Source organism: Chryseobacterium ginsenosidimutans (assembly GCF_024807225.1).
GTDB lineage: Bacteria > Bacteroidota > Bacteroidia > Flavobacteriales > Weeksellaceae > Chryseobacterium > Chryseobacterium ginsenosidimutans.
Genome location: NZ_JANUCO010000001.1, coordinates 1484997 through 1497374, shown reverse-complemented (window position 1 = coordinate 1497374; position 12378 = coordinate 1484997). Strand labels below are relative to the sequence as shown.

The window sequence follows — 12378 nt, the reverse complement described above, 5'->3', positions numbered from 1 at the left end:
GATAGGTTAAACATTATCGCTTAGTGTTCGTATTATTTGGTGTTTGTTGTATTTCCTTCTTTCATTGATCTTGAAAGTATTTTTGTCTTTCTTAATAAAAAATCAGGCATCAGATCTATTGGCAGATGCAATGTACTTTCGCCTGTCTGTTGCAGTTCTTCCTGAATTCCAGGATTCCATGAAAGGAGTTTGTTTACTTCCACATCCAGTTCGTCTGCAATGATATTTAAACTAAAACCTGCATTAATTTCAGTTTCAGAAAACCCTCCCAGATCTTTATTGCTTCCTCCATTTACAAAGAAAACCGTATTCATTCTGGACGAATTGTAATCACTCAAAACGCTTTGTAATTCTCCGGTTGCGTAACACGCGTTCAGGTATTTTTTAACATGATTAATGGTTTCTTCAGGAAGATATTTATAAAAAATATGATATTGAGTAGAATTTGCCGCTGCCATTGCTTTGGCGATATTTCCTTCACCACAATTGTAAGCTGCAACTACCGTTACCCAATTGTTATATTTTTTATACAAATTGGTCAGGGAAATTGCTGCTGTTTTGGTACTTTTATAAAGATCGGTTCTGTTTTGTTCCGTTAATCCATAATGATTGGCATGAGAGGTCATAAACTGCCACACTCCGACTGCTCCGGCTCCGGAAGTGATTTTCCTGTCAAAATGAGATTCAATTAAAGCTAGATTTCTCAGATGTCTCGGCAAACCTTTTTCCACCAAAGAATATTCTATAAAATCTACAATATCTTTATTGGCATTAATGATATTCTTATATCTTTTAACACTGCTTTCCGAAGTATCAGAAGCCGAAAGAAACTGTGCATTCACGAGTTGTGAACCCATCAGTAAAACTGCTGTTAATAAGATATTTTTGAGATTTGGTTTCATTATTTTTAGTTTTGGCAAAGAAGGTTAATTCTTGCTTTCTTTACCTGTTTATCTTAATTTTTTTTACTTTAATCTACTTTCCAGTTAAGTTTTTCCTCTTCCGAATTCCAGTCTACATGAAGGGTCTGTCCGGATTTTACTTCTTCTCTTACAATCATTTTGGAGATCGGTCTTGCCAGTTGAGATCTTATCACTCCGGAAATTTGTCTTGCTCCATATTTACTGCTAAATCCTCCTAAAGCTAAGTTTTTCACTGCTTCATCACTGATTTTTAAGCTCATTCCTAATCTCATCAATGAAGTATGAAGTGATTTTAACTGAATATTAAAAATTCTCTCCGCAATAGATTCTGTAATTGGTGCAAAAGGAATAATTTCTGTAATTCTTGCCAAAAATTCCGGTCTAAAACGCCCTGAATTAGACATAATCTGCATTAATGATTTTGATTCCGGGATTTTACCTTCTTCAAACTGCTTTACAATTTCCTCGCTTCCGATATTTGACGTAAATAAAATAATTGCATTGCTGAAATCACCTTCTTTTCCAAGCTTATCATGCACTTTCCCTTCATCCATGATCTGTAAAAAGACATCAAAAACAGAATGATGCGCTTTTTCAATTTCATCAAATAAAACAACCGTATAAGGCTGCTGACGGATTTTATTCACCAACATTCCTCCTTCCTCATAACCGACATATCCCGGAGGAGCACCGTATAAAAGCGCCGCTGAATGTTCTTCTTTAAATTCTGACATATCGAAACGAACCATCGCTTTTTCATCATTAAAAAGCAACTCTGCCATAGATTTTGCCAGTTCCGTTTTTCCTGTTCCTGTCGGTCCTAAAAGGAAGAACGAACCGATTGGCTGTCCCGGTTTATTCAATCCGCTTCGATTTTCAACGATGGCATCAGAAAGAATTTTTAATGCGTGATCCTGACCGACAACTCTGTTTAGTAAAAGCCCTTCCATATTCAGAAGCTTTTCTTTTTCCTGAGCTTGGATTTTACCGATCGGAATGTTTGTTTTTGCCGCCATTACAGCCGCTAATTCCAAACGGTCAACCTTTTCTCTCTTTTTTGATGCATGCTGTAATAGTTCTGCGTAGCTGTCTTCAATAATTTTTTGAATCTGATCAACCGGCATTGAATTGTCAATTTGCGGCTGTTCACTCAAAGATCCCCACAAAATCGGGCTGATCTTATCTCTCAACAAATTATAATTCCAGACCAATTCGTCGGCTTTATCTTTTTCGTCGAAATATTCTTCGTTTTGAAGCGCTTCATAGGTTACTTTCCAGCTTTCCAGTTCTTTTTCTGAAAGTTCATCAAGCATTTTGATCGCCGCCATTGTTCTGTCTAGCAAGTCGATTGCTGCATCAGGCAATTTTTTACCTTTTGCATACCTTTTTGCCAAACGAACACATTCCGGAATAGCGTTTTTCTCCACTTCAATTCCGTGGTGTTTTTTGTAGCCGTCTAATAAAACGTCGATCATTTTAACGCAGGTTTTTTCATCCGGCTCATTCACTGTTAAAACTTCAAAACGACGATTGAAAGCCTGTTCCGGCTCTATAATTTTTCTATATTCTTCCTGAGTTGTTGCTCCGATTACGGTGATTTCACCTCTTGCCAATTCAGGCTTCAACAAATTAGCAACATTTCCGATGCTTCCTTTCGGATCTAAAAGCGTGTGAATTTCATCAATAAAAAGAATGGCTTTTTCGATCTTTTTACATTCATTAATTACTTTTTTAAGACGATCTTCAATTTCGCCTTTATAAGAAGTTCCGGCTAATAAGGCTCCTGTGTCAAGCTCTAAAAGCGTTCCGTTTTTCAACATTTCAGGCACGTTTCCTTTAATAATTTCGGTAGCGAAACCTTCTACTAAAGCCGTTTTTCCAACTCCCGGTTCTCCGATGATGATGACATTCGGTTTGGTTCTTCGGCAAAGAATTTCAACCAACATTCTGAGTTCTTTATCTCTTCCGATAATGTTTTCCAACTCGCCCTTTCTTGCCTGAGCCGTTCTGTCGACACAATAACTTTTAATAGACGGAAAAGAATTATCCGAATACTCTGATCCGTTTGAAAAAATTGAAGAAAATTCTCCGTTATCCGAAGTTTCGTAGGGTGTATCTTTTCTGTATAAATTGAAAATCTCATGCTCTCTAAGCGGCAGAGATTTAAGCTGTTGCAGTGTAAAAGCAACCTGAGGTTTTACAATAGCCGTTAAAATACAAACCGGAGTAATCTCATCCAATCCTAATTTTAAACGGATATCATCTGCTTCTTCAACGATATTATCAACAAATTCATCCTCACCAATATCGTTGGGAAGATGTGTTGTTTTGGGATAATCTTCGATTCGTACATCTGCCCATTCGTAGAAATATCCCGGATCTTTATCAATACTTTTCAAAAACTCATTAAGACCAATATCTTTATGCATTAAAGCCTGCAAAATATGCGGTCCGCCGTAAGTTCCGTTATAATTTTCCCTCGCGATGGATTGTGCAATATGAAAAAGCTGTTTTACAGTCTCATTGGTTACTAGTACTCCCATGTGTATTTTTTCTCAAAATTAATATTATCTCTGATTTTGGTGGCTTCATCGATTATGTTTTGGCTAAATATCAGCAAAAATTAATCCATAATCGTCTGAACTTTTATTGTTTACTAAGATATTAGTTTTTTTTCAGAACATAATAATATGTCTTGATAATGTGACAAACCAATTTTATTCTTAGCATAACAAATTACCATCAGATATACCATATGTTGGTGGTAAAAAAAGACCGTCTTAAAGGGACAGTCTTTCTTTTTATGAATGTTAACTTGTAAAATTTTTCTAAGCTGTTGGCCAAAAACCGTCGAAATTAGAATTTCCGTAGTCAATTGTTTCGGCGCTTACGATAAAGCTGATCAACATACTGTTTTCGTCTACTGCGTCGAAGTCTACTTCATGCTGAATAACGTATCCGTTTGTCCACTTCAGAGTAATTAAAGTACCTTCTTCGTGAGATTTGTTGAAAGTAATTTCTCCTGTTGTAGGTTTATACTTTCCGTTTAGTAAACTTTCTAAGATGTCTGATTTTTCAGTAGCTTCTACTGTAAGTTTGATCAATGCGTTTGATGGGTCTGAAGCCACTCTACCAGATACATCCGTAGATCTTGATACACTGTAGTTTAGCTTTAATAATTTTTGACCTTCGCCTCCGTTGAATTTTAAGATTCCTCTTGAATTTGCTGCCATGATTGGTAAATTTTAATCGTTAATAATATTTTGTGATTCGGTGATTGTTTAACAAAGATAGGACAGGGAATTTCTTTCTGAAAGCTTTTCAACCTCAATCTTAATTTTTGTAGTATTTCTACGATTTGATGTAGTAATTCTACGACAATAGATTTAACATTTATGTAATATTTCTTTTGTTTAAAGGAGTCTAAGACAATTCTTTAACAATAAAAAAGCTAGAATTTTTCGCACCAAACTGAGAAATATTGTACTGAATTTCAAATTCTTTTACCATTCCTGTTTCTATGTAAAGCGTATATTTTCCTGTGAAGCTTTTATCTTTTTCAGGGAAAATTATGTTTTGTTGGAGAACAATTTCCTCATCATATTCCGGATTTTCAACTTTTTGATGAATAACAATAGGAATATTTTCTTCTCCGATCGTTTGTGTAAAGTAAGATTTTCCATTGGTAAACTTATTTCTCAAAGATGCAAAATAGGTTTTAATAAAAACATCTTCTTTCATTCTGTCATTAAATAAGTCTTTATCTAAAACAGCAAATTCAAACTCCTCAAGATAAATTTTCGCGTATTTATCGGAGAAAAGATCGTATAATCGTTCCTTGATCTTCCCAAAATTACTGATCGTTTCCTGAGTTAATGTAACACTTACAATTTCACCTTTATCATCTGTTTTTACCTCAATCGGATGGAGAGAACGGATGGATTGTGACGCAAGATCTGCCATCATACTTCCATGTTCGTCGGAAAAATTGTTTTTAAATAAGTGAAAAATATGGAAAGATCCTTCTTTTTTGATCCATTTTACAGAAACCGTGTACGAAAGAATATTGCTTCTTTTTTCCAGTTCGTTCTCTGTAATTTCTGTGTTTATAACTGAATATATTTTGCTGAAATTTTCAGGATTGAAAGGGATTTCGGGATTTAATCTGGGATTTTTGAAGGGCGCATCATTTTTACTGTTATACTCCTTTATTTTATTGAGATCGGGAATCAAAAGTTTTCTACGCGGAATTAACTGATCGGATATAAGATCTTCTCTTGCACAATGTGTATTGTGAAATTCTTTAAGATATTGTGGGTTTTCGAGATTAATTTCTTCAGATATACTTTCCAGCGTTTCTCCGGAAAGGATAAAATGAACAATCATATATTTTTGTTTTTTTGGCTCTACCTAATTTAGGCTAAAAATTCTATTTTACAAAATAGTTTTTAGGGATTTAATTTTAAGCTTTTTTAAAATTAGTTTTAGCTCTTTTTTTCTTTTAGATTTGGTGTAAAGTTATTTAAGAATGACAAACAGGGTGTTGAATGAGCCTTGTCAAGGCTTCGGTTGCTTTAGAAAATAATTATGGAAGATTCGCGCCTGGATTCCTATCGAATGACAAACTACGGGTTTATTTCCAACTGTTGAAAGAACAACAAAATTCCTAGCCCCGATTGGAGCAATTGTTTGAGCTCATTTTGTTTGTTTCGTTGCGGCGGCAAAGCCGCCGCAACGAAACAAACAAAATAGCGAGTGCGGAAAGCGGGAAATAGCTTCTAATAAAGTTTTCTGTTAATTATTTTTAAGCAAAAAAAAACAGCACACAAAACCGCATGCTGCTTACTTATAAACCATTACTAATTATTTCTGTTTAATAAATTCGAGATATTTGTCGCCACATTGCGAAAAATGCTCAAATTCGTTCATTGAATTTCCTGAATTCTGAACCACAATTTTATCTCCTTCATACAAACCACCGATTTCTCCCATGGTAACGGCAGTTATTTCGCCTGTTTTTTCATCACTTTCGGAGGAAACATTGCCTGCAGCAATTATTTTTGTCTTATCGAAAATTTTAAAAGTCGGTTTCCCGTCTACATTTTTAAATTCCATAGAAAATCTTCCGCCATCACAGGTATTTGCAACAAATTTCCCTTCAACCAGCGTTTTGGAAACTGTGGATTTCGGATCTTTTTCTTCTGCATTTTCAATCTTTTCAGGATCGTTTTCGGCAGAATCCTGTTTCTTAACAGCCTCTGAAGTATGATTTTCAGATTGAGAAACAATAGACGAATCGGCTTTGTTTTTTCCATGCTTTGATTCGTTTTTATTACATGAGATCACAGAAAGTCCTGCCAAAAGACAAAGACCAATAAAGTTTTTTCTAATCATAAAGGGTTACTTTTTAATGTGATTATTTGATCAAAAATACCATAAATTTTAATCTAAAATATTTTTATTTTAATTTAATTCAAAAAAATAATTCTGAAAGCTAAAAAGAGATCATGCAGCAAGCACAACCTCTTTTTGTTATTTTCTTGTTCGCTTTATTTTATTTCTTTTCCAGCTCATATGCGCTTTTTTCCCCTACGGTTTGATCGATAAAAGCGCTTTTTAGTATATATTTATTTTGTTTTTTGGAAATTGTAAATGTCGATTTTTTATTATCTTTTTCAGCAAGTGTTATCTCATCTGCCGTTGTATTTATTACTATTAAATCTTTTTTGATATTTTCTATATAACTGTCTAACTGAAACTTAGCCGAATTACCATCAATTTTAACCGAAATCTGCCCCCAACCCCGAGGATCACCGGATTCTTCTTTCATTCTAAGAAAACGACCTGTGTAGTTGCCAATCCACTCCTTGTCCGACTGAGCTATTTTTGCAGTTATTGCCACATTATTTCGTACACTGTTCACTATTGCAGCGCTGGAAACATTTTCTGTGCGACATTTTTTACTTCTTTCGTTTTCTTCAGGAATGGAATTAAGTTTACCTGACCATCCGGATTTTGTAATATTAATATTCTGAGTAACATCACAAATATATTTCACGGCATTCTCTGAAACATCAGACATTGTTTTATAAATAATATTTTTAAGAACCCACGTATTATTTTCAGGGATAATATTGAATTCTTTTTCGGAATATCCACGATCCGGAAAATACGTTTTTACAGTAAAACCTTTACTATTAGGAATTTCATAAATATCTTTAATTATATTCCCTCCATCTTCAGAAAAGTTCGTCGCTTCCAAAGAAAGATGATAACCACCAGATTTTTCGCTGAAAAACACAAATAAATCTTCCCCTTGATAAGCCACACTGCTCACAATTTTATCTGGAATTCCATCTTTATTGATGTCAAAAGTTTTGATGAAGTAGGCTTTGTTGTTTACGTATGTTTCAAACGTATTTCCTGTCTTTTCCTGTGATAAAGCCTTACAAGAAAATAAAATAGTAATTAATATTAATAAAGAGATTCTATTCATTCTTGATAAAATAATTAGCTTGTTTTTGCTTTGTAGGCTGGCAAAATAGGTTACATTTTTTACAAATTTAATTTTTAATAAAGCTACCGTTATCTTTAATACTGTAATTTTCTGATTTCGAAGAATCGGCTGTTTGAATTTTCACCAATATATTGTATTGACTGTCTATTGAAAAAGATCGCAATTCTTTATCTTCTTCGTTATCTGGTTCATACCATTCGCCATCAACATATAGATTACCAGTTACCTTATTATCTTTAATAGCAATCAAATAATATCTGTACTGAAAATCTCCGCAGTCCTGAGGGATTAAAAAAAGCTTTATATCCGATTTACTAGGAATCGATATGTATCTTGTTTTCTGTTCGTTACAACTATATTTTTCCAATCCTTTAACAGAAGATGTTTCTATGGTCTCGTATGAAGCTGTTTTGGGATCATTTTTTTTGTTATAAATAATTTTTAATGCTGTTGATGATTCTTTATTACTATTTTTTTTCACCAACTCTTTTGCAAAATCCCTGAACGATATTTGTGCAGTGGGTAGTAATGTTTTGAGAACGTTCTCATTTTTCCCTTCAAGATGTACATCCTCTATTTGATTTGATTGATCATAGGAAAATATATAAACTTCGTTATAAGTATCCGATAATTTTTCGTCAACATACATTTCTACTTTGAATTTAACTTTTAGTTCAGGAAGATTACCTGTTATGTTTTCTGACACATACGTCATTGCGCATCCCGAGCCGCAGCTTAATACAAATGATTGAGAATCATTAGTTACCGTTTTATTCTCCTCTTCTTGTATTTTACTTTGTACACTATCTGGTGTTTTTTTAGAATTGTTAATTTGTGCACTAATTTCTCCTTTCTTACATCCTATAAGAAATATATTAATGGAAAGAATGAAAAAACACAATAATGACTTCATATCTTAACTCGATTTTATTCTGCTTTTATGCACATATCCTGTCTTTCCCTCTTTAGTTTTTATTAAAAACCAGTCTCCTGAATTATCTAAGATATCAATATGCTGTCCAGAATTTATTTTTTGTAAAACTTCTGATGTTGTTGTTTTATCTTTTCTAAGATTTGTATATCCATCAGGATCCTGAATATAATTTTTTGAACATAAAGCGGTAATAAATGTCAAAATATTATCAATTTTAGAAAACTCTGGATCATAATACTCTTCGATATCCAACTTCCCATGTAAAGAGTTTTTATAAGCTTGCTTGGCTTTTGCCTGATCGATTTGTTTTTGAGAAAAGATATAATATTTACTTAATATTTTTACTGCTGCAAAGTCTTCCTGTTCCAGAGCGGAATTCATTAATTTATCAATGATATTTTGTTTAAATGAATATTTTCCGATAAAATATTCCAGCCAAGAAACTGTTTATAAATCTTTCATTATTACTGAATGTTTCATTATTAATCAATAATGACAAGTCATCAATATTGAAATCGCTTGCTTCTGGTTTTGACGATTCAAAGCTTGACAATTTTGACTTAAATGCTTGAATTTCGGGTTCTGTTTTATTGAGATCCGTTGGCGTAAATTCTATATTACTGCCTTCATCGAATAAATCTGAGAATGTGATATTTTTAGTATCCGTGGTATTTTCACTCATTTTAGTTTTTTTTTTATTTAATGTTCTCCACTTTTCCAAAGAAATGATTTCTCCTGAAATCACCTCATCAATCAATATTTTGCCGCAGTTGTTCTTATCAACATAAAAAATGGTGTATGTCTCCCAATGAGTGGCTCCGTCATACCCGGTTTTAATTCTATAATACGGTTGTTTTTTAATATCCAAAGAATCGATCATAAACGATAAATGTTTCTTATTAGAAGATAATGAATCTACATATTTACTCTGTTTTTTTACTTCTGGAAGAGTATTTATAGTCTTCATAGCTTCGTTGATATTGCAATTTTTGGTATTAGATTTTTGTCCTTCACAACAATAGAAAAGTATGATGAGTAAAGAAAAGAGCAATTTATTTTTAAAGTACATATTATGATTTATTTAAGTTTATTAAGAAGTTCAATATCTTTTTTAATCTTATTTTTTTCTTCTTCTTTCTTTTCGCGACATAGTTTATAATTTAAAATCTCCTTATAATCTTTAATTACTCCATTGAAAATACCCTTAATTAATGTTTTATAATTGGGATCTGTGGCATAAGCTCCTAATTTCCCTTTATCCTGCATACCTACTAAAAAGTCATCAATAGTTTTTGAATCATCCAGAATTGCATTGTAAGCCTCATTATAATTTTTATTCAAAAGCCCCAAATATCCTTCAAATCCTTTTTCTACAGTAGAGAAATTAGCAAAACCATCTGTAATATTAATTTTTTTTCCATCTTCATATTCATGCGTTTTTAAAGGAGATGAACCAAGGTCACCTTTACCTTTTATATTCATTGGGTTATTATTGGGTACAGCTAATTTGAAGCCATTTTCCTGTCTTCTTTGTGCAACCATATAAAGTCCTTTGAATTTATTCGATTTTCCTTTACTTCCTACAAGATCTATTGCAGCTTTTCCAAACTCATTGTAAAACTCTTCTCTGCCATCTTTTTTAAGGTTTAATTTACAAGCACTCAATTCTGGAAGTGGATCTACTAAAACAAAGACTTTCACCTCTTCCTTAAACTCCGAAGCTGCTACATCAACTGTTCCACTACTAGAATAACCTCTTCTGCCATACACTCCTGTAAGTTCTGGAATTACGGTTTCTAAATAATTATTTAGAGCATGGTAGATGAATTTATAGTTTACTTTATCTTGGTTAGGATATTCTTTTGCACAACTTGAATGTGTTTCACCATCAGAGTTTCTTATTCCCACACAACCTATCAAACCAGAAGATCTCCAAGGGTCAAGAGAAATTGAGCCTCTACTGCCGAGTGCCATTGCACCACTGGAAACTTCTTTTGCCAATTCTTTTACAGGTTTTAAATTGGAAGTATTATCACTTACAATCCTATATCTGAAACTTTCTTTGTTCGCATGATTCCAAGCTTGCATATACCTTACACGATATAATGTGGTCATAGTATTTGGCGGTAGTGGACCACTTTTACCATAATCTTTATTATTGGTTTGCGCGTGTCTTGCAACCGTTAAAACTGTAGATTCTGCATTTTCGTGAGTTTTAAATTCAAGATCCTGTTTTAATTTTTTTACTGCTTCTCCTACTTTATTCCCTCTATAAATATACATTTTATAAAGAGGAAAGGCACTTTTCCCGTTTGGAAGCTTCTTGGCATATAATTTATCTCCTTCTTTATATTCGGTCATTCCATTATATCCACCGTAGTCAGGATGAGAAGTTATTTTGCCAGCTTTATCAACCTTTATTTCAGTTGCAATTTCACTTGAAATATAGATAACAGCTTCTTTTCCTAAGCCTACTACTTTTTCGAATATTTCTTTTTTTGTTCCGCCAACCTGACTTACAGTCTTCCCCTCCGGTTTCTGCACCGTCGGTTTTTTCTCAGGCTTTACGGTACCCTTAGATTCTCCCCAATCCCAAAGCTCATCCCACCATTCTGCAGCTTTATCCATAATCCCTTTTTCTTCTTTTTGGGAGGCAGGTTTAGAAGCAGCGGGGGAACCGTTTGCTTTAGGGGGAGTTTTGGAAGGTTGAGCAGGAGTACTGCTTTTGGGCGGTGTTGCAGCAGGTTTCGGTTGCTGTACAGGCTCTTTATAATCCGGATTTTTAACATCTACATTAGCTGTAGCATGTTTTTTATTTTTATAATATTCTACTGTTACGTAAAATTCCAGTTCTTTAGGATCTCTTTCTCCTTTTGCCGCTTTCTGCATTAAAGCTTTTGTTAAAACAAATTCAGCGGTTGCATTTCCGGTTCTGTCTACAATGCCTTCTTTACTGTCGACAAATAAATTATTGGCATTATGATCTTCGCCTTTTGCATCATCTTCCCAAAGTGTAAAAGTCAATTTTTCGCCTGTAAGATTTACGCACTGAGCTTTAGCAATCATTTTTTCGGTATAACTGAAAACCGTTCCCGGAGAATCATCAACATAGCGTAATTCAACCTTATTAATTTTTGGAATTTCTATTGATTGCGGAGTGATATCAATTGTTGTAGAACCTTTTCCTTCCGGCTCATGAAGGTAAGCTTCCAAACGGTAGGTATTTTTAAGAGCCACTTCTCCGAACGTAAAATTTCCGTCACCTATTTTTTTGATATTGGTGGTGGTAAAACTTCCGTTGGAACGTTTTTTAAACAATTCCCAAGTAACCAAAGCCGGATTTCTTTCACTCGCAGGAGTTGAAGGATACCAATCTGTAACAGCGTATACCGTTTTCTCTCCTATTTTTGGTGAAGGATTCCCGGCAATTTTTGCAACTCCTATTTTTGACATAATCGAAAGCGTTTACAGTTAATAAGCGTCTAATTCACTTTCCAAGACCGTCTCTTTGAAGTCCTGCATTTTCACCAGCGGATTGATGTGCTGTACCGTTTTATTGTCGGCATTCTTCACGTTTTTTTTGCTCATTTGTCCGCGCTGTCCGTGATCATTGATCGTAATTTTTCCACCGATGGTACATTGCAGTTCAGAAAGCTCTGTTACAATCTTTTTACCCATGATCTTTACTTTGTCATAGGTTTTCTGCCATTTTCCGGCAGGAGCGTAAGAACATGGTAAATATCCGCCGGAAGTAGGCTTCAATTTGCATTGTCCGAAACTTGGACCGGGAGGAGTAAACTGAAGGTCGTCTTCGGTGACACCAAGAAAATCTGCGTTTCCATCAGAATCATTCCAAAAATGTTTCTGATGTGAAGTAACTTTATATTGTGGGAATTTATCACCCTGATTGCACTGGGCTTTACCTTTCTGGATAACAAAATATTTGCCATCATGAGGTGATGATTGCTGTGACATAATACTGTAATTTGGGTAATATCAAAGAT

The 12378-nt window shown here is 34.1% G+C and carries 11 protein-coding genes; all 11 read right to left on the bottom strand.

The window, feature by feature from the left end:
• Nucleotides 1-32 precede the first annotated feature (32 nt).
• Nucleotides 33-902, bottom strand: coding sequence for a lytic transglycosylase domain-containing protein (locus tag J3D55_RS07305; protein WP_259129817.1), 870 nt, complete (start codon nucleotides 900-902; stop codon nucleotides 33-35).
• 68 nt (nucleotides 903-970) lie between these two features.
• Nucleotides 971-3466 carry an ATP-dependent Clp protease ATP-binding subunit gene (locus J3D55_RS07300; RefSeq protein WP_259129805.1) on the bottom strand — a complete coding sequence of 832 codons (2496 nt, stop codon included), beginning with the start codon at nucleotides 3464-3466 and terminating at the stop codon, nucleotides 971-973.
• A gap of 285 nt (nucleotides 3467-3751) precedes the next feature.
• Nucleotides 3752-4156 carry a type VI secretion system tube protein TssD gene (gene tssD / locus J3D55_RS07295; protein ID WP_259129802.1) on the bottom strand — a complete coding sequence of 135 codons (405 nt, stop codon included), beginning with the start codon at nucleotides 4154-4156 and terminating at the stop codon, nucleotides 3752-3754.
• Nucleotides 4157-4346: 190 nt separating this feature from the next.
• Nucleotides 4347-5309, bottom strand: a complete 963-nt coding sequence (locus tag J3D55_RS07290) for a hypothetical protein (protein WP_259129801.1) — start codon at nucleotides 5307-5309, stop codon at nucleotides 4347-4349.
• 477 nt (nucleotides 5310-5786) lie between these two features.
• Nucleotides 5787-6317, bottom strand: a complete 531-nt coding sequence (locus J3D55_RS07285) for a hypothetical protein (RefSeq protein ID WP_259129785.1) — start codon at nucleotides 6315-6317, stop codon at nucleotides 5787-5789.
• Nucleotides 6318-6477: 160 nt separating this feature from the next.
• Complete coding sequence (locus J3D55_RS07280) at nucleotides 6478-7419, bottom strand: hypothetical protein (RefSeq protein WP_259129769.1); 942 nt, start codon at nucleotides 7417-7419, stop codon at nucleotides 6478-6480.
• A gap of 67 nt (nucleotides 7420-7486) precedes the next feature.
• Entirely contained in the window at nucleotides 7487-8353 is an 867-nt protein-coding gene (locus J3D55_RS07275; RefSeq protein ID WP_259129766.1) for a hypothetical protein, read from the bottom strand.
• Nucleotides 8354-8356: 3 nt separating this feature from the next.
• Complete coding sequence (locus tag J3D55_RS07270; protein ID WP_259129764.1) at nucleotides 8357-8755, bottom strand: SH3 domain-containing protein; 399 nt, start codon at nucleotides 8753-8755, stop codon at nucleotides 8357-8359.
• 22 nt (nucleotides 8756-8777) lie between these two features.
• A complete protein-coding gene (locus J3D55_RS07265) occupies nucleotides 8778-9443 on the bottom strand; it encodes a hypothetical protein (protein WP_259129761.1) in 666 nt (221 codons plus the stop codon).
• Nucleotides 9444-9451: 8 nt separating this feature from the next.
• Nucleotides 9452-11827, bottom strand: a complete 2376-nt coding sequence (locus tag J3D55_RS07260) for a glucosaminidase domain-containing protein (protein ID WP_259129758.1) — start codon at nucleotides 11825-11827, stop codon at nucleotides 9452-9454.
• A gap of 18 nt (nucleotides 11828-11845) precedes the next feature.
• A complete protein-coding gene (locus J3D55_RS07255; RefSeq protein WP_259129756.1) occupies nucleotides 11846-12349 on the bottom strand; it encodes a DUF4280 domain-containing protein in 504 nt (167 codons plus the stop codon).
• Nucleotides 12350-12378 lie beyond the last annotated feature (29 nt).